At 72.5% G+C, this 22,205-nt stretch carries 22 protein-coding genes; 11 read left to right on the top strand and 11 right to left on the bottom strand.

Annotation, left to right across the window (positions count from 1 at the left end; translation table 11 throughout):
* Window positions 1–503 precede the first annotated feature (503 nt).
* A complete protein-coding gene (locus tag AB0O76_RS35430; RefSeq protein ID WP_365500139.1) occupies window positions 504–1,316 on the bottom strand; it encodes a methyltransferase domain-containing protein in 813 nt (270 codons plus the stop codon).
* 149 nt (window positions 1,317–1,465) lie between these two features.
* Here AB0O76_RS35430 and AB0O76_RS35435 point away from each other — a divergent pair, with 149 nt between their 5' ends.
* The 3 genes from AB0O76_RS35435 to AB0O76_RS35445 all read left to right on the top strand — a co-directional run bounded on the left by AB0O76_RS35435 (window position 1,466) and on the right by AB0O76_RS35445 (window position 5,017).
* Window positions 1,466–2,602 (top strand): magnesium and cobalt transport protein CorA, encoded by a 1,137-nt coding sequence (locus tag AB0O76_RS35435; protein ID WP_365500142.1) that lies wholly within the window; start codon window positions 1,466–1,468, stop codon window positions 2,600–2,602.
* Window positions 2,603–2,954: 352 nt separating this feature from the next.
* The gene (locus AB0O76_RS35440) at window positions 2,955–3,170 is read left to right on the top strand and encodes a hypothetical protein (RefSeq protein ID WP_365500145.1); all 216 of its coding nucleotides are present in this window, start codon (window positions 2,955–2,957) and stop codon (window positions 3,168–3,170) included.
* The gene (locus AB0O76_RS35445; protein ID WP_365500148.1) at window positions 3,152–5,017 is read left to right on the top strand and encodes a PQQ-binding-like beta-propeller repeat protein; all 1,866 of its coding nucleotides are present in this window, start codon (window positions 3,152–3,154) and stop codon (window positions 5,015–5,017) included. The genes AB0O76_RS35440 and AB0O76_RS35445 overlap by 19 nt, the downstream gene beginning before the upstream one ends.
* Before the next feature lie 24 nt (window positions 5,018–5,041).
* Here the strand turns inward: AB0O76_RS35445 and AB0O76_RS35450 are convergent, their stop codons facing one another.
* Window positions 5,042–5,461, bottom strand: a complete 420-nt coding sequence (locus tag AB0O76_RS35450; RefSeq protein WP_365500151.1) for a CBS domain-containing protein — start codon at window positions 5,459–5,461, stop codon at window positions 5,042–5,044.
* Between the two features lie 131 nt (window positions 5,462–5,592).
* A complete protein-coding gene (locus AB0O76_RS35455) occupies window positions 5,593–6,225 on the bottom strand; it encodes a uridine kinase (RefSeq protein ID WP_365500292.1) in 633 nt (210 codons plus the stop codon).
* A 58-nt stretch (window positions 6,226–6,283) separates the two neighbouring features.
* Between AB0O76_RS35455 and AB0O76_RS35460 the strand changes: the two genes are divergently transcribed.
* The 6 genes from AB0O76_RS35460 (at window position 6,284) to AB0O76_RS35485 (ending at window position 13,825) form a co-directional block, all read left to right on the top strand.
* The gene (locus AB0O76_RS35460) at window positions 6,284–7,000 is read left to right on the top strand and encodes a DUF2293 domain-containing protein (protein ID WP_365500154.1); all 717 of its coding nucleotides are present in this window, start codon (window positions 6,284–6,286) and stop codon (window positions 6,998–7,000) included.
* Between the two features lie 511 nt (window positions 7,001–7,511).
* A complete protein-coding gene (locus tag AB0O76_RS35465) occupies window positions 7,512–7,991 on the top strand; it encodes an anthrone oxygenase family protein (protein ID WP_365500157.1) in 480 nt (159 codons plus the stop codon).
* Window positions 7,992–8,108: 117 nt separating this feature from the next.
* On the top strand, window positions 8,109–9,599 hold the full coding sequence (locus AB0O76_RS35470; protein ID WP_365500160.1) for a glutamate synthase subunit beta: 1,491 nt from the start codon (window positions 8,109–8,111) through the stop codon (window positions 9,597–9,599).
* 332 nt (window positions 9,600–9,931) lie between these two features.
* Window positions 9,932–12,082, top strand: coding sequence for a PEP/pyruvate-binding domain-containing protein (locus tag AB0O76_RS35475; RefSeq protein WP_365500163.1), 2,151 nt, complete (start codon window positions 9,932–9,934; stop codon window positions 12,080–12,082).
* Window positions 12,079–12,984: a hypothetical protein gene (locus tag AB0O76_RS35480; RefSeq protein ID WP_365500166.1), complete on the top strand. Its 906-nt coding sequence runs from the start codon at window positions 12,079–12,081 to the stop codon at window positions 12,982–12,984. The genes AB0O76_RS35475 and AB0O76_RS35480 overlap by 4 nt, the downstream gene beginning before the upstream one ends.
* Before the next feature lie 112 nt (window positions 12,985–13,096).
* On the top strand, window positions 13,097–13,825 hold the full coding sequence (locus tag AB0O76_RS35485; RefSeq protein ID WP_365500169.1) for a dual specificity protein phosphatase family protein: 729 nt from the start codon (window positions 13,097–13,099) through the stop codon (window positions 13,823–13,825).
* Window positions 13,826–13,875: 50 nt separating this feature from the next.
* On the opposite strand, the gene AB0O76_RS35490 is transcribed toward AB0O76_RS35485, so the two are convergent.
* Window positions 13,876–14,091: a DUF397 domain-containing protein gene (locus AB0O76_RS35490; protein ID WP_365500295.1), complete on the bottom strand. Its 216-nt coding sequence runs from the start codon at window positions 14,089–14,091 to the stop codon at window positions 13,876–13,878.
* A gap of 93 nt (window positions 14,092–14,184) precedes the next feature.
* Window positions 14,185–15,045, bottom strand: a complete 861-nt coding sequence (locus tag AB0O76_RS35495; protein WP_365500172.1) for a helix-turn-helix transcriptional regulator — start codon at window positions 15,043–15,045, stop codon at window positions 14,185–14,187.
* 156 nt (window positions 15,046–15,201) lie between these two features.
* Between AB0O76_RS35495 and AB0O76_RS35500 the strand changes: the two genes are divergently transcribed.
* Together AB0O76_RS35500 and AB0O76_RS35505 are read left to right on the top strand one after the other, a co-directional pair.
* Window positions 15,202–15,672: an ATP-binding protein gene (locus tag AB0O76_RS35500; protein ID WP_365500174.1), complete on the top strand. Its 471-nt coding sequence runs from the start codon at window positions 15,202–15,204 to the stop codon at window positions 15,670–15,672.
* A 210-nt stretch (window positions 15,673–15,882) separates the two neighbouring features.
* Window positions 15,883–16,230: a hypothetical protein gene (locus tag AB0O76_RS35505; RefSeq protein ID WP_365500297.1), complete on the top strand. Its 348-nt coding sequence runs from the start codon at window positions 15,883–15,885 to the stop codon at window positions 16,228–16,230.
* A 124-nt stretch (window positions 16,231–16,354) separates the two neighbouring features.
* Here AB0O76_RS35505 and AB0O76_RS35510 read toward each other — a convergent pair whose 3' ends face one another.
* The 6 genes from AB0O76_RS35510 to AB0O76_RS35535 all read right to left on the bottom strand — a co-directional run bounded on the left by AB0O76_RS35510 (window position 16,355) and on the right by AB0O76_RS35535 (window position 22,195).
* A complete protein-coding gene (locus AB0O76_RS35510; RefSeq protein ID WP_365500177.1) occupies window positions 16,355–17,488 on the bottom strand; it encodes an acetoin dehydrogenase dihydrolipoyllysine-residue acetyltransferase subunit in 1,134 nt (377 codons plus the stop codon).
* A gap of 11 nt (window positions 17,489–17,499) precedes the next feature.
* The gene (locus AB0O76_RS35515) at window positions 17,500–18,513 is read right to left on the bottom strand and encodes an alpha-ketoacid dehydrogenase subunit beta (protein ID WP_365500180.1); all 1,014 of its coding nucleotides are present in this window, start codon (window positions 18,511–18,513) and stop codon (window positions 17,500–17,502) included.
* 27 nt (window positions 18,514–18,540) lie between these two features.
* Window positions 18,541–19,545, bottom strand: a complete 1,005-nt coding sequence (locus AB0O76_RS35520) for a thiamine pyrophosphate-dependent dehydrogenase E1 component subunit alpha (protein ID WP_365500183.1) — start codon at window positions 19,543–19,545, stop codon at window positions 18,541–18,543.
* Between the two features lie 322 nt (window positions 19,546–19,867).
* The gene (locus AB0O76_RS35525; RefSeq protein ID WP_365500186.1) at window positions 19,868–20,065 is read right to left on the bottom strand and encodes a hypothetical protein; all 198 of its coding nucleotides are present in this window, start codon (window positions 20,063–20,065) and stop codon (window positions 19,868–19,870) included.
* Between the two features lie 120 nt (window positions 20,066–20,185).
* Window positions 20,186–20,827: a DUF899 domain-containing protein gene (locus tag AB0O76_RS35530; RefSeq protein WP_365500189.1), complete on the bottom strand. Its 642-nt coding sequence runs from the start codon at window positions 20,825–20,827 to the stop codon at window positions 20,186–20,188.
* A gap of 120 nt (window positions 20,828–20,947) precedes the next feature.
* Window positions 20,948–22,195 (bottom strand): cytochrome P450, encoded by a 1,248-nt coding sequence (locus AB0O76_RS35535; RefSeq protein ID WP_365500192.1) that lies wholly within the window; start codon window positions 22,193–22,195, stop codon window positions 20,948–20,950.
* Between the last annotated feature and the right edge of the window lie 10 nt (window positions 22,196–22,205).

The raw sequence follows: 22,205 nt of genomic DNA on the forward strand, positions 1-22,205 counted from the left end.
GTCGCGCAGTTCCCCGCGCCCCTTACAGGGCGCCCTACTCGCCGGAGCTGCCATGGCAGGGGGAAGGCCCCCGGTACCCGGTTCGACGGACTGCTAAGCGTCTCCCGGTACGGCGCGGCCAGGCCCTGCCTGCGGCTGCAGGAGTGTGGGGGCTTGTCGCGCAGTTCCCCGCGCCCCTTACAGGGCGCCCTACTCGCCGGAGCCGCCATGGCAGGGGGAAGGCCCCCGGTACCCGGTTCGACGGACTGCTAAGCGTCTCCCGGTACGGCGCGGCCAGGCCCTGCCTGCGGCTGCAGGGGTGCGGGGGCTTGTCGCGCAGTTCCCCGCGCCCCTTACAGGGCGCTCCACTCGCCGGAGCCGCCATGGCAGGGGGAGGCCCCGGTGCCCGGTTCGACGGACTGCTGAGCGTCTCCCGGTACGGAGTGGCCAGGCCCTGCCTGCGGCTGCAGGGGTGCGGGGGCTTGTCGCGCAGTTCCCCGCGCTCCCTTACGGGGGCGCTTTACTTACCCCTTCCTGCCCCACGCCGAGATCAGCGGTGACGTCGCCAGGTCCATCGTGCCCGTCGCGACGCTCGCCAGGTGGGTGGTGATGTCCTCGTCCGTGGCCAGGCCCGCGGTGGTCAGGGCCGTGCGGGACTGCTGGATCGTCATCATCTCCAGGGCGGCGCACGCCGGGGCCGTCAGGGGGAAGTACGCGTCGGCCTCCACCTGGCGCAGGCCCGCGGCGCGCAGCAGACGGGGCAGGCCACGGCCGTACGCGACGTCCGAGCCCCGCTGGGTGAGCAGCGCGCGCCTGATGCGGTTCGCCAACTCCTGTGCGGGGCCGTGCTCGTCGGGGCAGGGCAGGGGCTGCAGCGCGGGGTCGGCCTCCTCGATCAGGAGCCGGCCCCCGGAGCGCAGGGCCCTGATCATCGACCGCAGTGCCTGCTCCGGGTCGGGCACCCGGGACAGCACGAGCCGCGCGTGCACCAGGTCGAAGCCCTCGACGGGCGGTGCGTCCGCGCCCACGTCGTGTGTGCGCACCTCGACCGGCGAGCGCGCGGCCGACGTCTGCCAGGACGTGTCCGTGGCGGTCGCGAGGACCCGCCCGGTGGGGCCCACCCGCTTGGCGAGCCAGGAGACGACGGAGGCGCCGCCCGCCCCGACCTCCCAGCAGCGCCAGCCAGGACCGATGCCGAGCCGCTCGATGTGCCGGAAGGTCGTGGGATCGAAGAGGGCCGCGAAGGCGTCGTGGCGCCGGCCGACCTCGGTGGCGCCAGCCGCCTCAGCCGCCCCAGCGGGTCGATTTCCTGAGAGATAGCCGTCGATGAGCGTCATGCCGCGATCATCCCAGTTGTCCGGGCTTCGCCTGGGGAGGCTGAACCGGGCATATCGGAGCGGAGTCTTCCGTTCCCACAGGCCCCGGCCGCACTGTCGCCTCGTACTGGCAGACTTGCTGGCCAAGTCACCGGAACGAGGAGCCACGCATGTCGATGGCAGGCAACCTGCGGAAGGTAGGGAACCTCCGGAAGGTGGGCGGCCTGCGGAGAGTCGCACGGGCAGCCCGCCTCACCCGCAAGCACACCCGCGTCGACCTCAGCCATCCCGTCCGCTCCCCGCTGGGCTCGTCGGTGGTCAAGTGCGTGACGTACCGCGACGGAGTCCGTCAGGAGGGCGGCCGCGACCTGGTCGAGGAGGTCGAGCGCGTACGCAAGAGCGGTGACGGTTTCGTCTGGCTGGGTCTTCACGAGCCCACGGAGCAGGAGTTCGCGGGCATCGCGGAGCTCTTCGACCTGCACCCGCTCGCCGTGGAGGACGCGGTGCACGCGCACCAGCGGCCGAAGGTCGAGCGGTACGACGAGACGCTGTTCGCCGTGTTCAAGACCGTCTGTTACGTGGACCATGCCGAGCTGACCGCGACCAGCGAGGTGGTGGACACCGGCGAGATCATGGTCTTCGTCGGCCGGGAGTTCGTGATCACCGTGCGGCACGGCAGGCACGGCTCGCTCGGTCCGCTGCGCGAGGAGCTGGAATCGGCGCCCGAGCAGCTCGCCAAGGGCCCCGGAGCGGTGCTGCACGCGCTGGCCGACCACGTCGTGGACGACTATCTCGCCGCCACGGACGCCGTGCAGGCCGACATAGACCAGGTCGAGATGGACGTGTTCTCCAAGGAGGGGGAGCGCGCCGATCCGGGCCGCATCTACCAGCTCAAGCGTGAACTCCTTGAGCTGAAGCGGGCCGTGGTGCCGCTCGACCGCCCCCTGCAGATCCTGTCCACCCAGCCGATGCGGGTGATCGCCCCGGAGATACAGGCCTACTTCCGGGACGTCGACGACCATCTGAAGCGGGTCACCGAGCAGATCGCCGCCTTCGACGAGCTCCTGAACTCGATCCTCCAGGCGCATCTCGCCCAAGTGACGGTCGCCCAGAACGAGGACATGCGGAAGATCACTGCATGGGCCGCCGTGATCGCCGTACCGACGATGGTCTGCGGTCTGTACGGCATGAACTTCGACCACATGCCCGAGCTGCACTGGAAGTACGGCTACGGCATGGTCGTCGGACTGATCGTCACCGTCTGTTTCGCGCTGTACCGAGGGTTCCGGCGCAATGGCTGGCTCTGACGCAATGGCTGGCTCTGACGCACCGCGACGGCCACGCCACGCCCCGGCGTCTAGTCTGTGACGGCCATGTCAACCACCGGGGGAAGGTGACCGATGCCTCTGCGCGAGGGTGATCCCGAGTCGATCGGCGGCTACCGGATCGAGTCGCGGATCGGCACCGGCGGCATGGGCGTCGTCTATCTCGGACGCTCCGCCTCGGGCCGCGCGGTCGCGGTCAAGGTCGTCCACACCCAGTACGCGGACGACCCCGAGTTCCGCGCCCTCCCCCAAGCTCTTAAGGAGCAGGGGGGACCCCCCTCGCCAGGAGGTCACGGCCGCGCGCCGGGTCAGCGGCGCCTTCACCGCGCCCGTCGTGGACGCCGACCCGGAGGCCGCGCTGCCCTGGATGGCCACGGCGTACGTGCACGGCGACACCCTCGCCCAGCGCGTCGCCGAGCAGGGGCCCCTCGACTGGCCCCGGCTGAAGCGGCTCGGCGGCGAACTGGCCGAGGCGCTGCGGGAGATCCTCCCCCACGCCTTAAGGGCGCGGGAGGTGCCCCCTCCGCCGAGGTGGTGCACCGCGACCTGAAGCCGAGCAACGTACTGCTGCTCGACTCCGGGGAGGACACGGACGGCGGCGGCGGTGACGGCGGCGACAGCGGGATGACGCGCGTCATCGACTTCGGCATCTCCCGTGCCGCGCACAGCGATGTCCGGACGCAGACGGGCCTGGTGATGGGCTCACCGCCGTTCATGGCACCGGAGCAGTTCAGCAGCCCGCGCGACGTGGGGCCGCCCGTCGACGTCTTCGCGCTCGGCGCACTTCTCGTGTACGCGGCGACGGGGCGCAGCCCCTTCGAGGCGGAGAACGCGTATCTGGCTGCCTATCAGACGGTGCACAACGACCCCGAACTGGGCGCGCTGCCCGAGGCGTTGCGCCCCCTCGTCCTCTCCTGCCTCACCAAGGACCCGCAGGACAGGCCCACTCCGGTGCAGGTGCTCGAGGCGCTGGCCGCGCTGCCGGAGGAGGGGGAGCCGGGTGCGCCGCAGGACCGCGTGTCCACCGTGGAACGGGCGGAGGAGCCGGAGGGTACCGCCACCGACACCTCCGACGCATCCGACACCTCCGACGCCTCCGACACCACGTTCGCCCTGTCGGCGACCGCTACCGCGGCCCAACGCCCGCGCCGGGGGCGGCGGTTCAAGGTGGTCCTCGCGGGTGCCGTGGCGCTTGCGGCCGTGATCGGCATCGGCGTATCCGTGGCACTGCTCGGGGCGTCGGATCCCGTCGCGGAGGGCACGGACGGCAAGCCGGGCCTGCCCGACGGCTGGCAGCCGTGGCACGTCGCGGCCGAGAAGGACGGCGACGACATGATGCCGTCCTCGGAGGCCTGCACCCCGCACGCGCGCGGCGTCTACTGCGCGTCGCCGACCACGGCGCTGACCCGGCTCGATCCCCTGACGGGCAAGGTCACATGGACCAAGCCGATGCACCGCCCCAAGTCCAGCGACGGGTACTCGGTCACCGAGCCCGTGGTGGGCGCCGGGGCGGTGTTCACGTTCAGCGCGGAGGGCTCCCAGGGCGTCGACGCGTACGACGCGAAGAGCGGCCGGCGGCTGTGGCGGCTGCCGGGGCCGCACGCGGAGTTCCAGTTCCTGAGCGGCGTACTCGTCGTGCACAAGGGCGAGTTGAGCGAGTCCCGGACGTCGACGTACACGGCGTACGATCCCCGGTCCGGCGACGAGCTGTGGCACCACAAGGTGACCAGCGACTCGCCTGGCGCGTTCTACGCGGGCCCGGACGGCACGGTCTTCGCGGATCTGCGCACCGCAGCGCGCAAGGGCGACCCCGCCCCCGCCTCATCGGCCATCACGCGCTTCGACGCGCGCACCGGCCGGAAGCTGGGCTCGGTCAAGGCGCCGAAGGGCGATCTCTGGCTGGCCACGGTGCACGACGGCAAGGGGTACTTCGCCCGCTGGGAGGACGACTCCGGCGTCTCCTCACGCTTCTTCATCCAGGATCTGACCTCGGGGGACGTCCGCGGGATCGACTTCCCCTGGGCAGTCGAGCCGGAGGCGCCGCCGCTGGTGCGCGGCGACGCCATGTACCTGTTCGACTACGCCAACGAGACCGTGCTCGCCCTCGACCTCGAGCGGGGCAAGCCGCTGTGGACCACCTCGCGCGAACTGCGGATCTTCAGCGAGCCTTCGGTGCGGGGCGACACCCTGTACGCCACGATGCCGGACAGCAGCGTCATCGCCGTCAACACCCGTACGGGCAAGGAGCGGTGGCGCTCGGCGCCCTCCTTCAGGGACACCGACAGAGGCGGCTCGGTGGACGACAGCTCCCCGAGCGGGGTGGCCCCGCTGGCCCTCGGGGGCGTGCTGTACGGGGTGACGGACGACGGCACGTTCTCGGTGGCGGCGAAGGGGTAGTCGTACGCGAGCAGCCGTAGGCGATCAGCTCTTCGCGTACACGCTCTCGACCCAGCCCGCGAGCTGCTCCTCGGTGAGGTGTTTGGCGAGGTCGGCCTCGCTGATCATGCCGACCAGACGCTTGTTCTCGATGACAGGGAGCCTGCGGATCTGGCGGCCCTGCATCTCGTGCAGGACCTCGTCGACGTCCGCGTCCGACGCGACCCAGCGTGGCGTACCCTTGGCCATCTCGCCCGCGGTCACCTTGGACGGGTCGTGCCCCATCGCCACGCAGCCGACCACGATGTCGCGGTCGGTGAGGATGCCGCAGAGGCGTTCATTCTCGTCGCTGATGGGCAGCGCGCCCACGTCGAGCTGGCGCATGAGCTGCGCGGCGCGGTCCAGGGTCTCGTGGGCGGGGATCCACTGGGCACCACGGTGCATGATGTCTCCGGCGGTGGTCATGAGTACCTCCCGTTGCCGGACGGCCGGCGCGGCACGGAGGCACCGCTAGTCCCGGCGCCCTTCATTCTCTCCGGGTCTGCGGGGGTCCGCACGCCGGGGACGGGCACCGCGGATCCCGGTCCGGTCGACGTTCAGCCGCTCCACGCCGGATGCCGGGGATCGTCGGCGCGTACGACCACGTCGGCCGCCGCAGCGGGATCCGTCTCCGTCTCGTACCGCTCGAAGGCCGGCAGCGTCCACTGCTCGTCCGGTGCGGTACGCCGGCGCAGGGCGCCCTGCGAGAGCCGTATGTGGACCGTCAGGTCGAACGGGAACCAGTGGCCGAGGAGCAGCGGGCCGTGCATCAACAGGATTCCGCCGGGCGGGAGTTCGACGTACGGGCTGCGGGTGGCACGGTCCGCGGCCGGGTCCCACAGGTCGGGCAGTACGCGTCCCGTGCCGCCCGGATCCAGTGGCCCGAACACCTCGCGCCACAGGGCTCCCGTGTCGAACCAGCCGCTGTGGTACGCCTCCACGTCCTCGCGCCCGTACTCCAGGCGCAGGGAGGCCGGGCGCAGGAAGTCCTCCGTGCCGATCACCAGCGCGGACCGTCCGCGCACCCGCAGGGCGTCGGCCACGCGGTGTGCGAGCTCGCCGGGCCTGCCCGCGGGGGCGCCGTCGAAGGCGATGCGGGGCCAGAGGCTTCCGTCGGCCGTCTTGAGCTCCGCGAGCCGGCCGGCGAGGGCTTCGGTGAGCCGTTCCCAGGTGATCGCTTCGAGTCGCACAGGGCCCATGATGCCGGGTGCGCGGTAGGGCCCCTCGGGGAGGGGGAATGCTTCGTTCATGGCTCCGACCACCCCTCCTCTGCCAACTCCGCCCGCCGGACCGGGACTTGTCGCCATCCAACCGCTGAAGCGGCGGCACTGCGAGGAGTGCCGTGGCGGACCGCTCGCCCTGCTGGTCGTGGAGGACGGCGGGCCGCGCTGTCTGGACTGCGCCGACCTGGGGCATCTCGTGTTCCTGCCGCGCGGCGACACCGCGCTGACGCGGCGGGCCCGCGAGGGGAGCGGCCTTGCGGCGGTGGTCGTGCGCCTCAACCGGCGCCGGAGCCGGTACGAACGGCAGGGCGTTCTCGTCGAGGAGGCGGCCCTCGCGCGTGCCGAGGAGCGGTGCCTCGCAGACGCGGAGGCGCGGGCGCGGCGGAGGGCGCGGGACGCGGTGCGGCGGGCGGCGGAGGACGTCCGCTTCACGGGGGCGTTCGCGGACGAGATACGGCGCCTGTTTCCGGGGTGTCCGGAGGGGCGGGCGCTTGCGATCGCCGCGCATGCGTCCGTGCGGGGCAGTGGGCGGGTGGGGCGCAGTGCGGCGGGCCGCGCGTTGTCCGCGGGGGCGGTGACCGCGGCTGTGGTTGCCGCGGTGCGGCATACGGATACTCCGTACGACCGGCTGCTGATGAGCGGGGTGCCGCGGGGTGAGGCCCGCCGCCGGATCGCTGCCGCGGTCGAGGCCACGCTGGCGCTGTGGCGCGCCGCCGCGCCTCCTGGCCGGGCCTCGGCGTGACCTCCGGCCGGGCGTCGTCGACCTCCGTCGCGGGGAGGGGCTCGGCTTTGCCTTCCGGCCGGGCGTCGTGCCTCTGGCCGAGGCGGGGCTCGGTTTGGCCTTCGGCCGGGCGTCGTCGACCTCCGTCGCAGGGAGGGGCTCGGCTTTGCCTTCGGCCGGGCGTCTTCGCGGATTCGAGCCGCCGCTTCGCGGCGGATCTTTCCCGCCCGCCCACCCGATTACCCCGGGTGAACGGGTGGGTGGGCGGGAGAAATCGCCGCGGAGCGGCGGCTAGGGCGGACGGGCAGGTGACAGCCGAGCCCCGCATCGCCGCGCAGCGGCGGCTTGGGGCAGTGGGCCCGCGGCAGGCGGCCCCTCAGGGGTGCCGCGAGACGTCCTCGCATGCGATCGCGCGTCGTGCGCATGGCCGACCCCGCGCCCAGGGAATTGACTTGTGGTGGGCGACCCCGCCATGCAGACTCACGGCTCGCTCGCCCACCACCCGGCCGCCTTACCCGACGCGGGAGTTGCCATGATCGAGGGACCGTACTTCGTACTCGTGCTGCTGGGCGCGCTCGCCAGCGGCCTGGTGGCCGGAGCGTTCATCGCGTTCTCGACCTTCGTGATGAAGGGCCTCGCCGCGCTGCCCCCGGCACAGGGCATCGCCGCGATGCAGTCGATCAACGTCGCCGCCGTCACCCCCGGGTTCATGGCCGTGTTCATGGGCGCCGCCGGCCTCAGCTCGGTCGTCGCCGTCGTCACGTTCGTGCTCTGGCCCGACGAGGGCACCGTGGAGATCCTGCTCGGCAGCGCGCTGTATCTGTTCGGGTCGTTCGGGGTGACCATTGCCGCGAACGTCCCCCGCAACGACGCCCTGGCCAAGCTCGACCCACAGGCCCCGCAGAGTGCGGAGAAGTGGCGTACGTACGTCAGCGAGTGGACCAGGTGGAACCACATCCGGGTCGGCGCGTCGCTCGCCTCGGCGGCGGCCTTCACCCTGTCGCTGACCTGACCTGACCTGACCTGACCTGACCCGACCTGACCGGCCCCCCGACCCGACCGAGTGCCGCGGCGGCCGGCCCGGCGTAAGGTGGCGGAAAGCCTGCAAAAGCACGCGAGGGAGACGGCCATGGCCGACCCCAAGGGCTTCCTCACCACCCCCCGCCAGGAATGGCCGCGCCGCCCCGTGGGCGAGCGGGTCGGTGACTGGGACGAGGTGTACGTCCCCGGAGCGTTGCTGCCCATCGTCGAACGGCAGGCGGACCGCTGCATGGACTGCGGCGTTCCGTTCTGTCACGACGCGTGCCCGCTGGGCAATCTGATCCCGGAGTGGAACGACCTCGTCTCGCGCGCCGGCTGGCGGGCCGCCGCCGACCGGCTGCACGCCACGAACAACTTCCCCGAGTTCACCGGCCGCCTGTGCCCCGCCCCCTGCGAGACGGGCTGCGTCCTTGCGATCAACCAGCCCGCGGTGACCATCAAGAACGTCGAGGCGGCGATCGCCGACCGTGCGTGGGAGGACGGCCTCGATCCGCCGCGGCCCCCGGACCGGCACTCCGGCCGTACCGTCGCGGTCATCGGCTCGGGCCCCGCCGGTCTCGCCGCCGCGCAGCAGCTGACGCGCGCGGGGCACACCGTCGCCGTGTACGAGCGCGACGACCGCGCGGGCGGGCTCCTGCGGTACGGAATCCCCGCGTTCAAGATGGAGAAGCACCACGTGGAGCGGCGGCTCGCACAGATGCGGGCCGAGGGCACGGTCTTCCGTACGTCGACGGAGGCGGGCCGGGACATCGGCGGGGCGGAGCTGCGGGCCGGGCACGACGCGGTCGTCCTCGCTGTCGGCGCCACCGCCTGGCGTGAACTGGACGTGCCCGGGCGGGAGTTGGCCGGTATCCACCAGGCCATGGAGTATCTGCCGCTCGCCAACCGCGTCTGCGAGGGCGATCTGGACCGCTCGCCGCTGTCCGCCGCCGGCAAGCACGTCGTCATCGTCGGCGGCGGGGACACGGGAGCCGACTGCCTGGGCACGGCCGTGCGCGAACGGGCCGCGTCCGTCACGCAGTTGGACATCTACGCGCGGCCTGGCGAGGCGCGCGACGACCTTGCCGAGCCCTGGCCGACGTACCCGAAGGTCTACCGGCTCTCCGCCGCCCACGAGGAGGCAGGGGAGCTGGGCACCGCACCGGCGGCGGACGCCGACGCGCGCCTCTTCGCCGCGTCCACCCTGCGCTTCACCGGCGACGCGACGGGGCGGGTGCACGCCCTGCACCTGGCCGAGGTCGACGCGGACCGCCGTCCGCGGCCCGGCACCACCCGTGCGCTCCCCGTCGACCTGGTGCTTCTGGCGCTCGGCTTCTCGGGCCCCGAGCGGACGGAAGGCGGCCTCCTCGACCAGCTCGGCGTGGACGTCGAGGAGCGCGGCACCCTCGCACGCGACGCGGGCTTCGCGACCAATGCGCCGGGGGTCTTCGCGGCGGGCGACGCGGGCCGCGGCCAGTCGCTCGTCGTCTGGGCCATCGCCGAGGGCCGCGCGGCCGCTGCCGCGGTGGACCGATGGCTGACCGGCTCGACGCACCTGACGGCACCGATAGGGCCGTACGACCGACCGATGACGGCGTGACGCGAGGGCCGGGCGGCCGCGCGGCCTGACGCAACGGCCTCTCCGCCGCCCACCGCGATGGACCAATGGCTGCCCCTGCTGACCGCGAACGCCCCCGCACTGGCCGGAAGACACCGTCAACCAGCCCGTCAGCTCCAGGAATTGGCCCTCTGGTGGGATCGTTGTCATGGGAGGCACGTCGCCGTCGGGGCCCGCCGGGGTGGGGGCTGTGGTCCGCCCCGCGAACGGCATCGGACCCGTCGACGACATGCCGAGATCCTTCGTTCCGCCGTCAGGCGCAGGGCCACCCCCGCGCGTCCCCCCTGTTGGCGGCCGGTCCTGGAGGGTGCCTGATGACGACGCTCGGCGAACGCCCCGCATACGACGACACGTACGGCGACGGTCATGGCGAGGGCAAGGGTGGGGCGCGGGGCGCGGGTGCCGCGCGTGCCACGGCCCTTCCGCCCGTTCCGCTGGACGATCCGCGGGCGGCACAGACCCACCTCACCGGCTCCAAGGCCGCGCACCTCGCGCGCGCCGCCCGCGCCGGGCTCCCCGTACTGCCCGGCTTCGTCGTCCCGCACGGCACGGACGAATCCCCCGACGCAGGTGCCCTGCACCATTCCTGGCGTGAGCTGTCGGCGGACGGTGCGCTGCCGCTCGTCGTCCGCTCCTCGTCCCCGCAGGAGGACACCCAGGAGTCGTCCCTGGCCGGGCAGTTCGCGTCCGTGCTCGATGTGCGCGGCTGGGACGCCTTCCGTGCGGCGGTCGACGTCGTCCGCGCGTCGGCGCACCTTTCCGACGGCACGACGGCCGCGATGGCCGTCCTGGTCCAGCCGATGCTCGCCGCGCGTGTCGGCGGCGTGCTGTTCGGCGCGGATCCCGTCGAGGGGCGGCCGGACCGGATGCTGGTGAGTGCGGTGCGGGGCGGTCCCGACACGCTCGTCAGCGGCGAGCAGCCCGGCACGAACTATCTGCTCAGCCCGCGCGGGCGCGTCCTGCGTACCGAACCCCCGGCGCCGGAACGGCTGTTGACCGCATCCGAGCTGTCCCGCCTCACCTGCCTCGCCCGGCGCGCGCGCAAAGTGTTCGGCGGGCCGCAGGACATCGAGTTCGGCTTCGACGACGACGGGCGTCTCTGGCTCTTTCAGAGTCGTCCCATCACGGCGATGGCGGCCCGGCCGGCACGCGGGGCACGACTGCTCGGTCCCGGACCGGTCGCGGAGACGCTTCCGGACCAACTCCAGCCGCTGGAAGAAGACTTGTGGGTCGCTCCGATGGCGCGTGGGCTCGCTGCCGCACTGGACATCGGGGCCACCGCGCCGCGGCGCACGCTGCGGACCACGCCCGTGGTCACGGTGGTCGGCGGACGCGCTGCGGCCGATCTGCGCCTCCTTGGCGCCGCACCGCCCCCGCACCGCGTGCTCGCGCTGCTCAACCCGGCGCCGGGCGCCCGCAGGCTCGCCGCGGCCTGGCGGCTCGGCCGGCTGACCGCGGCGCTCCCCGGCCTCGCCCTTGACCTCGCCGCGGACATCGACCGCGCGCTCACAGGGACGGCGCAGGCCGCCCAACTCCCTTGCCCCGAGCTCGCGTCCACCCTCCGCTGGACCCGCGCCGCCCTTGTGTCCCTGCACGCCCAGGAGGCCCTCTGCGGGGCGCTGCTCCCCGAGCGGCACACCGCGACGGCGGCGGGTGCGGCGCTCACCGCGCTCGCGCAGGCGCGGGCACGGGGGCTGCCGGACGACCGTGCCGTGGCGCGGTATCCGGTGGTGCTCGCGCTGGTTCCGCCGCGGCTGGAGGGGGAGGTTCGGCTGCCGGAGAACACCGGGCATGGCGGGAGCGCACCCGCCCCCGCGTCCGCGGGGGCCTCAGGACTTCCGCCGCGAGAGGCGCTCCGGCTGCGCATCCGCTGGGTGCAGGAGCTGCAGGTACGCCTTGTGCGCGAGGCGGCGCGGCGGCTCGTGGCGCGGGGCGAGCTCGGCGCGCCGGGACGGGTCGGGCTGCTGCGGTGGCCGGAGCTGGTGGACGCGCTCACCGGCGGCCGGCTGCCCGGCGATGTCGGGGAGCGGCTGCCGCGGGCCGCTTCGGCCCGGCTGCCGGACGCGTTCCGGATCGCGGAGGGCGGCGCGGTGGTCGCGGAACGGTCCGCGCGGGGCACGGGGGACGGCGGGCGCGGCGTGTCCGGCGGGCGGGCCGCGGGGACTGCGTGGGACGGCACCGGGGCGCGGCCCGCGGACGCGGTGCTCGTGGTGCGCACGCTCGACCCGGCACTCGCGCAGCTGCTGCCCGGCCTCGCGGGGCTCGTCGCCCAGACCGGCAGCCCGCTCTCCCATCTGGCCGTGCTCGCCCGCGAGTTCGCCCTCCCCGCGGTCGTCGGTGTGTCGGACGCCGTACGGCGCTTCCCGCCGGGCTCCCGCCTCACACTGGACGGCACGACCGGCGACGTACACGCGGACGCGGACGCGGAAGGCACAGAGGCCACAGATCCCGAGGTGCCCCGATGAAGCGGCTCGCCTACTTCTTCGGCGGTGCGGCCGCCACCGGAGCCGCCGTCTACCTGGTCGTCTATCTCTACCGGTGGCAGTGGCAACGGGCCATCCTGTGCGGTGTGTTGCTCCTGGTCGTCGAGATCGTGCTGCTCGGCGCGGTGCTCCTCGGCCGGATCGCCCGCGTCGAGGAACGGCTGCGCGACGCCGACCGGCGCCAGGACGACGTACTCGCGCGGCTGCGTGCGGAAGGGAACCCCGGCCCCGAGTCGCGGACGCCGCGCTTCCGCTGGCTCGACGACGACCCCGCAGGACGTACGTACGTCTTCGTGCCCGTCCTGATGGTGACCGGCGTACTCCTCTCCGGTCTCGCCTGGGCGGTGCAGCGCATCGCCTCCGCGACGGCGCGCCCCGCCGCCGAACAGCGGCTCGCCGGGCGCCTCGCCGTCCTCGCGGCGCCGCCGCCCGGCACCGGCCTGGAGGATCTGCCCCCGCCGGGCGGGCCGCGCGACCGGCGCGGGACGGTGCGGCTGCTCGCCGTCGCGACCGTGGGCGCCGCCCTGCTCGCCGCGCTCCTCGTGGGCATCGCCGAGCTCACCCAGACCCGCGAGGACCATGCGAACACGTCGGCGGCGACTTCGGTGCTCCTGCGGATCGACATGCGCGGCGCGGACGCCACGCCGGAGCGCCGTTCGCTGGCCGCCCATCAGATCTGGGAACGCTGCCGGGACTCCACCTCCGTCCCGCTGCGCCATGCCGCGCTCGGGCCGCTTGGCGACGATCTGTACGCGGGTGTCGTGCGGCCCGCGCTCACCGACCACGACCGCATGCGGCTGCGCGGCTGCCTGGAGGACACGGGTCTGGACAAGGCCCGTCTGACGGTGCGGGGAATCGGCGACACGGGCCCGGACGACGGCTGAACGGCCCACCCGGACGACGACTGAGCGGTGCCGCCCGAACCACTCCTCAACTCCCTTTTATGTACGGCGCGTTACCCTGCCAGTACACCTCGTCCCCAATCCTTGGTCCCTCATGACCGTCACCCGCACGGCCCCGTCCACGTCCACATCCACATCCACATCCCCACCACTCCCCCGGCATCGCCGTCTGCGCCGCATCTGCCTGCGTGCCATCGCCGGGTGCGCGCTCGCCTATCTCGCGCTCTGGGCGACCGGCACCCTCGGCATCCTCGCGCTCTCCTACTGGGCGCGGAACGCGACGGCCGCCCCCACGAGCGCCGTCAGCGCAGCCGGCATCCATCACTTCCGCCCGGTGGACAGCGACGGGCTGCTGTGGCGGGGTGCCGCGCCGTCACCCGACGGGTACCGCCGGCTCGCGCAGCTGGACTTCGCCACGGTCGTCGATCTGCGCGCCGAGGACCTGAGCGCGGCCCAGCTCGGCGCGCCGCGCCGCGCCGGACTCGACGTCGTACGGCTGCCGATCCGCGACGGCCAGACGCCGACGCCGGTGCAGGTGCGCCGGTTCCTGGACGTGGTGCGCACCGCCCACGGGCCGGTGTTCGTGCACTGCGGTGCGGGAGTCGGGCGTACGGGGGCGATGGCGGCCGCGTATCTCGTGCGGACCGGAGAGGGGTCCTCGCAGGCCGCGGTGCGGCGCAATCTCGCGGTGGGGCCGCCATCGGTCGAGCAGATCTACTATGCGCTGCGGCTCCGCGACGACCGTGCGCAGCAGCCCCCGATGCCGGTCGTCGCGGTGAGCCGTCTTGTGGACGCCCCCCGCAGGATGTGGTCGCGGCTGTGAGATCCCGTCAGGCGGTCACGACAGAGGAACGGTCATGACAGGAGGAACGGTCACGACAGGAGGAAATCGGCCTCCCCGTCCTTCGCCCCCTGGATGAACGCCGTGATCTCGCCATGGGTGTAGATCAGCGCCGGGCCGTCCGGATCGGCGGACTGGCGGACCGCGACCCTGCCGTCGGCCAGCTTCATGGCCTCCAGGCAGTTGCCGCCGTTGCCGCCGCTCCACGGCTTGTGCCAGCCCTCGTTGCCGAGGTCGCGGGCGGGCATGCCGTTGTATATCCGGGAGTCGTCCCGTGACTCGGGGCGGGACCCGGCTCCGGGCTTGGACCCGGGTCGCGTACCGGCTCGGTGTCGATCCATTCACAGCTCCTTGCGGACATCCCGGAGGATCTCCTTTGTGCGATGTGCCGTCGCGGCTTGCGCCGCCATGCGGTCCATGACCTCCAGGTGGGTCGCCACCTCATTGCGCGCGTCCAGATAGACCGCGCCGGTCAGATACTCGCTGTAGACCATGTCCGGCAGCTCCGGCATGGCGAACCGGAACAGCACGAACGGTCCGTACGTGCCGGGATGCGGACCCGCTGCGAACGGCGCGATCTGCAGCGTCACATGGGGCAGTTCGACGGCTTCGAGCAGCTTGTCGATCTGCTCGCGCATCACATCGGGACCGCCCACGGGTCTGCGCAGCGCGGTCTCGTCCATCACGACCCACAGGCGCGGCGCGTCCTCGCGGGTGAGCAGCGCCTGGCGCTCCATCCGCAGCGCCACATACCGCTCGATGTCATCGGGGTTGGTCTGGCCGATCGCCCCGGAGCGCATCACGCCACGGGCGTACTCCTCGGTCTGGAGCAGTCCGGGCACGAAGTGCGGTTCGTAGGACCGGATGAGGCTGGCCGCGCCCTCCAGGCTGACGTACATGCTGAACCAGCCCGGCAGGATGTCGTGGAACCGCTGCCACCAGCCCGGCTTGTTCGCCTCCTCGGCGAGCATCACGAAGCCCTCGGCCTCGTCGTCCGCGATGCCGTAGGACTTCAGGAGCAGTTGGAGGTACGGGATCTTCAGCGCGACCTCGGCCAGCTCCATGCGGCGGACCGTGGCCGGGGCGACGCGCAGGATCCGTGCGGCCTCTTCGCGTTTGAGGCCGGCGCGCTCACGCAGGTCCTGCAGGCGACGACCGAGAACGACCTGTCCGACGGTCGGCGCGGACCGCGGTTCGCTCACGTCCCTACCTCCACGTACTCCACGTAACCCCAACTCACTCCGCACCTGGAGCCGTTGCGAGCAGTGTGCCATGCGCCGTCTCGGAGGGACACGCCACTGTGCACTTTTCAGAGTGGGTCTTGCCAAGGTGTTCCCGACGGGGCGATAGTGGATGGCGTGACTCCGCCCGCGCCGTTACATGCCGCAGCCGCCGAGGCCCGTGTTGGCGATACCGCCGACGCATGGTTCGAGGGCGGCGCCGAGCTCTGCGTCAGCTTCGCGCTCGCGCCACGCCCGGGGTCTGCCGCGCAGGCCAGGCGGCTTGCGGGCGCCCAGCTCGTGGGCTGGGACATCGACGAGGACGCGCGCGAAGCCGCCGCCCTCGTCGTCTCCGAACTGGTCACCAACGCCATCGTGCACACCGCGAGCCACCGGATCGTCTGCGAGCTCTGTACGCGCCCCGGGACGCTGCGCATAGCGGTACGTGACGAGGGGTGGGGCTCAGGTGCCCCGCGTCCCGCCCATCGAGGGCCCGACGACGAGCACGGGAGGGGATTGCTCCTCGTCGAGGCGGTCAGCAGGGCGTGGGGGGTGCGGGACGAGGGTCCCGGCGTTGGCTGCACGGTGTGGGCGGAGCTCGGGGCGTGAGCGGGTGATCGGCGTGAGCCGGTGTTCGGCGTGAGCCCGTGTTCGGCGTGGGCGTGAGGGCAGCTTGGGCGTGACGACGATGCGGGCGGGGAGCGTGTGAACGCGGTGACAGTGCGGCGGCCGTTGGATCTGAACACGCTCGTCCGCTTCGAGCGGGGGCGGGCCGCTGCCGCCGTTCCGCCGCCCACGCGGCTCGCCGTTCCTGAGGGGATGTCACAGCCGCTGGGGTGTGATGCCGTGGCGGTGCCTGCGGGGATCGGGCCCGGGTTGATGGCGCGGTTGCCTCGGGTGGGGTGTGTGTACGAGGACGTGGACGGGGCGCGGTGGTGGTGGATCGTGCCGGCGGATTCCGATGTCGCCCTGGAGTGGCCGGCTCCCGCGTTCTACGCGGCCGGTGCGGTTGTGCCCGGCGCGCGCCGGTCCCCCTCCCTGATCCACTGCCCGCCCGCGGAGGGCGGTGTTCCCGGTGTTCCCTACACTCCGCCGATTCCCCTGTACCTGGCGTTGTGCAGGGTGACGGGAACTACGCCGGGGTGGTCGCGGGCGGTGCGGGCCTAGGCTCCGGCGGTTCTTTTCCCCGACCCCGCCCCTACCCGAATCCCTTCCGGCTGCGTCGGCACGGGCTGAAAAGGCAACTGCCGGGCAAGGTCGGCGCCCTCCCGCAGGCACCGCCCCCGCGCCCTCAGCCGGACACCGCCCGTTCCACCGCCGCCACCACCTCCCCCGGCGCCTCCATCTGCGCGAGATGCCCCACCCCGTCCACCACCCGGACCGAAGCCCTGCCCATCAGGGACGTCGCGTTGGACGCGGGGATCACCCGGTCCTCGCGGCCCCACACCGCCACCACCCGCAGCGACGCCGGAAGCAGGTGCCGCACGTCGAGGGCCGGTGCGTCGTCCTCGTCGAGCAGCGTGGTCAGCAGCGTGCGCAGGGCGACGTCCACGCCGTCCAGGCGTTTGTACTTGAGCAGGTCGTCCACCAACTGCCGTGTGACGAGACCCTCGTCCGCGAACAACTTCCCCAAGTGCGGGCGGAGTTCGCGCCGCGTACCGGCCGCCGCGAAGCCCCGCAGGTAGGAGGCGTCCACCTCCGGGCCGTACCCGGCAGGCGCGATCAGCGTCAGGGAACGCACCCGCTCCGGGACCCGCGCCGCGACCGCCGTCGCGACCGCGCCGCCCAGCGAATGCCCCACCAGATGCGCCCGCTCGATGCCGAGCGCGTCCAGGAAGCCCACGACCACGTCCGTCAGCGCGTCGAGCCCGCCCGCGCCGACGTCCTTGCCCGACTCCCCGTGACCGGGCAGGTCGAGCGCGTACACCGTGTGCCGCGCGGCGAGGGGCTCCTGCACGAAGAGCCAGGAGTTCTTGTCGCCGCCGTAGCCGTGGACCAGCACGATCTCCTCGGGGCCCGCACCCGACGTCGCGTACGCGAGGGCCCGTCCGTCCACCTCCGCGAGACCGCTGACCGGGCTGCCCTCGTCCTCCGCGGGCACCCCGCGCGCCAGTTGCTCGCGTGCCTCGGCGGCCACCCGCTCGATCTCGTCCTCCGGGACCTCCGCGGGCGCGATGACCGCGATGACGCACCCGACGGGCGCCTCGCCGCCCGCCTCGGCGACGATCCTGCGCAGCACGCCGCCGGACGGAGCCTCCAGCGTGCCCGCGATCTTGTCGGTGTCGATCTCCGCCAGATCGTCACCCTCCTCGACCTCGTCGCCCTCCTGCGCGATCCACTCGGTGATCTTCCCGGTCTTCATGGACAGGCCCCACTTGGGCATGGTGACCCGTTCGACGAGCGACATCCCGGATATCTCCGCCATCCCCTCCGCCCTCACGGCTTCCAGTCGACGGCCGACTTGACCGCGGCGGCGACCCGCCCCGCGTCCGGCATGTACAGGTCTTCGAGCGCCGGGCTGAACGGCACCGGCGTATGCGGCGGCGTCACCGTCCCGATGGGCGCGCGCAGCGCACCGAACTCCTCGCGCGCGACGAGCGCCGCGATATCGGCGGCCATCCCGCAGCGCGGCGACGCCTCGTCCACCACGACAAGGCGCCCGGTCCGTGCGACGCTCTCGAGGATCGTGTCGGCGTCCAGCGGGCTCGTCGTGCGCGGGTCGATGACCTCGCAGTCCACGCCGGACGCGGCCAGTTCCGCCGCCGCGTCGGACGCCACGGACACCATGCGCCCCAGAGCCACCACCGTCACGTCCTCGCCCTCGCGCACGATGCCCGCCTCGCCGAAGGGGATCGCGTAGCTCTCGGCGGGGACCTCGCCGACCACGTCGTACATCGCCTTGTGCTCGCAGAAGATCACCGGGTCGTCGTCCCTGATCGCCTGGATCATCAGCCCTTTCGCCTCGTACGGGGACGAGGGGAGGACCACCTTCAGTCCGGGCACGGCCGTGAACGCCGGGTACATCGCCTGGGAGTGCTGGGCGGCCGCGCGCAGTCCGGCCCCGTACATCGCACGGATGACGACGGGGGTGACGGCCTTGCCGCCGAACATGTAGCGGAACTTGGCCGCCTGGTTGAAGATCTGGTCGAAGCACACGCCCATGAAGTCGATGAACATGAGCTCGGCGACCGGCCGCAGGCCGCGTGTCGCCGCGCCGATCGCCGCGCCGATGAACGCCGACTCGGAGATGGGCGTGTCGAGGACCCGCCCGGGGAAGCGCGGGTGGAGCCCCTTCGTCACGCCCAACACCCCGCCCCAGGCGTCGGATTCGCCGGGTGCCCCCGCACCGCCCGCGTTGTCCTCGCCCATGACGATGACGGAGGGGTCGCGCTCCATCTCCTGCGCCAGTGCTTCGTTCAGCGCCTCGCGATAGCTGATGCTGCGTGCCACGGTCGACTCCCCTCAGAGATACGAGATTCAGAGGTACGAGATGTAGACGTCGGTCTCCAGATCCGCGCCGGTCGGCGGGGGCGCCGCCTGCGCCTCCGCGACGGCCTCGTCGATCAGTCGGGCCACTTGTGCGTCGATCGCGTCGAGTCGGTCGTCCGTGAGGGTGCCCGCCACCTGCTGCCGGAAGCGCTTGATGCAGTCGAGTTCGGCGCGGGCGCGCTGCACCTCGTCGGCCCGGTACTTCTGCTGGTCGCCCTCGAAATGGCCGTAATACCGGGTGAGTTGGACCTCGATGAGAGTGGGCCCCCCGCCCGCACGTGCCCGGTCGATCGCCGCGCCCGCCGCCTCGTGCACCGCGAAGAAGTCGAAGCCGTCGACGCTCACGCCGGGCATGCCGAAGGCCGCCGCGCGGGCCGCGATGGAGCCGCCGCCCACCGACCACTCGGCCGAAGTGGCCTCCGCGTAGCCGTTGTTCTCGGCGACGAAGACGGCGGGCAGCTGCCAGACGGAGGCGAGGTTGAGGGATTCGAGGGTGGTGCCCTGGTTGCTGCCGCCGTCGCCGAAGAAGGCCACGCCGACGCCGCCGTCCCTGCGCACCTTCGCGGCGAGCGCGGCACCGCAGATGAGGGGCGGCCCGCCGCCGACGATGCCGTTGGCGCCGAGCATGCCCTTGGAGAGGTCGGCAATGTGCATGGAGCCGCCCTTGCCGTGGCACGCCCCGGTCCTACGCCCGTAGATCTCGGCCATCATCGACTTCACGTCGACATGCTTGGCAATGCAGTGGCCGTGGCCCCGGTGGGTGGACGCGATGACGTCGCGGTCGTCGTCGAGGTGCGCGCACACCCCGGTCGCTGACGCCTCCTCACCTGCGTACAGATGGACGAAGCCGGGGATGTCGCCGGTCGCGAACTCCTCGTGGAGCCGCTCCTCGAAGTCACGGATCGTCCGCATGGTGCGGTACGCGTCGAGCAACGCGGGTCCGTCGAGGCCGTGTTCGTGCGGGGCCCGGGGTGTCCGGAGAGTGCCGGTCACGGAGTAACTCCTTTGCCGGTGCGGGTGCGGAGTTGCGTGCATGGGCCATGGCACTGCGGTCCCGGTCGATCGGCAACAGTTGCCCGGGGTTGCAAGTCCGGACACGGTGCAACCCCGGGCAACTCATGCCGGCCGACCGCTCAGTCGGTGCCGCCCAGGCCGTGAGCCCCGCGCATACCAGCAGGACGGTCATGTAGAACCAGGCCACGGGGGCCATCGGGCAGGAGACGCGGACACAAGCCGCGATCGTGTCCGCCCTGGCCCATGACGCGCTGTGTTCCGACCCGTCGCGCACGCGGCCCGCCCCGAGGCCCGCGTGAGATCACGCGGCGGCGGCCACCTCCGTGACGACGGCCGCCTCGGTGTCGCGCACGATCACCAGGAAGGCGTCGGACGCGAGGTCCATGACGACCTCCGCCCGCAGACCCTCCATGCGGCGGGCCCGTGCGAACTCCTCCGCGGGCCACGATCCGCGCGGCCCACCGGCCGGAAAGCGTTCCAGTACCACTCGATCGTTCATCATCGTCTTCCCGCTCCCCCGTCGGCAGTCCAGCAAAGGACTCTCATGGAGTAGAACGCATCGCGGGGTGGAAAAGACTCACAACGTGACGGACCTGACACCGAGTTGTGTCCGGAACACTCACTCGTCGTACTCGTCGTGGTACCGCACCGGGCTGCTTCCGGCGGGGGCGCCGAGGGCGGTGAGGTCGAGGAGGCTCGAGTAGGAGCCCACCCAGTCGGTGCCGCGCTCGTACGCCGAGTACGTGTGGAAGACGCGCTCGCCGTCGCGCAGGAAGCAGCTGAGGCCCGGCACTTCGACGGTCTTGCCGTCCTCGTCGACGGTGGCGTGGAAGTCGTGGTTGAAGTCGTCGCCGTTCGACGAGTACCACGGCACCGTCCAGCCCATCCGCGCCTTGAAGGGCAGGATCTTGGTGAACGGGGCGCGCGAGATGGCGACGAAGTTGGTGCGGCGGGCCCGCAGATGGGCAAGGTGCCCGATCTGGTCGAGGAACGCCGAGCAGCTGGGGCATCCCGCGTCCCACTCCGGGGCGAACATGAAGTGGTGGACGATGAGTTGGGCGTGACCGTCGAAGAGGTCGAACAGCGTCGCCTTGCCGTCGGAACCGTCGAACAGGTACTCCTTCTGGATCTCCACCATGGGGAGCCTGCGCCGCTCGGCGTTGAGCGCGTCGCGCGCCCGGATCTCGGCCTTCTCCTTCGCGAGCAGTTCCGCGCGCGCGGCGAGCCACTCCTCGCGCGTGACGATGTCGGGAAGTCCCATGGTCCCCAGTCCCTCCTGCGGATCCGCGCCTCGGATCCGTGCTTCTGCGAGGGGTGACCCGCGGGCTCGCCGGAACTCATCGGTCGCGGCGAAGAAATTTTTGAGGATCTCGAGGAACTCTCAGAACGTCACGGGGAGTCCTATGAGCCCGCGCGCCCGCATCGAGGGGCGCCACCGCAGCTCCTCCTCCGGGACGGCGAGCGCGAGGCGGGGGAAGCGGTCGATGAGCGCGCCGAGCGCGGTGGCCGTCTCCAGGCGGGCCAGGGGTGCGCCGACGCAGTGGTGGATGCCGTGCCCGAGGGCGAGGTGGCCGGTGGTGTCGCGGGCGATGTCGAGGCGGTCCGGGGCGGGGAAGCGGCGCGGGTCGCGGTTGGCGGCGGACGGGGAGAGCAGCACGGTCTCGCCCGCCGGGACGGTGACCCCGCCGATGGTGATGTCCTGGAGCGGGAAGCGGCGGATGGCGAGCAGGGCGGGGCCGTCGTAGCGGTTGAACTCCTCGACTGCGGACGGTAGTTGGGAGGGGTCCTTGCGCAGGGCCGCGAGCTGCTCGGGGTGCCGGAGCAGGGCGAGGGTCGCGTTGCCGATGAGCTGGACGGTGTTCTCGTACCCTGCGAAGAGGATCAGGAACGTGAGCGACATCAGCTCGTCCTCGCTGAGGCGATCCCCCTGCTCGCTCTCGTCGCGTACGGCGATGAGGTCGGACAGCAGGTCGTCGGCGGGGTTCTCGCGCTTCTCGGCAAGGAGCCGGGTGAAGAAGCCGAGCATCGCGACGACGGCCTCCTTGGCGGCCCCCGGTCGCGCCGGATCGGGCACGACCAGAGCGTCGGTCCAGGCCCGGAAGTCCGGCCGGTTGCCGTCCGGCACCCCGAGGAGGTCGCAGATGACGGTGATCGGGAGCGGGGCGGCGTAGGCGGCGACGAGATCGGCGCGGCCCGACGGCTCGACGGCGTCGAGGAGTTCGTCGGCGGTGCGCCGGATCGGTGCGCGCAGGCTCTCCACCCGGCGGGAGGTGAAGGCTTTGACGACCAGGCGGCGGATGCGGGTGTGGTCCGGCGGGTCCATGTTGAGCAGGTTCGCGTCCAGGGCGGGCGGCAGGCCGAAACCCCGGTAACTCCCGGGCAGCGCATGGCTCTTGTCCAGCGAGAGGCGGGGGTCGGCGAGCGCCGCGCGCACGTCGTCGTACCGCGTGACCAGCCAGGCCGGGCTGCCGTCGGGCCCGGCGACGCGGTGCACGGGCGCGGTGTCACGCAGCCGCGCGTACACGGCGTACGGGTCGTCGATGAGGCCGTCGGCGGGGTCGCCGATGAGGCCGTCGGCAGGGTCGTCGACGAGGCCTTGGGCGGGGTCCGGGTGCGGGGTGTGTGACATGCCCTCTAGC

Origin of the sequence: Streptomyces sp. NPDC086554 (assembly GCF_040686095.1) — a bacterium.
Lineage (GTDB): Bacteria > Actinomycetota > Actinomycetes > Streptomycetales > Streptomycetaceae > Streptomyces.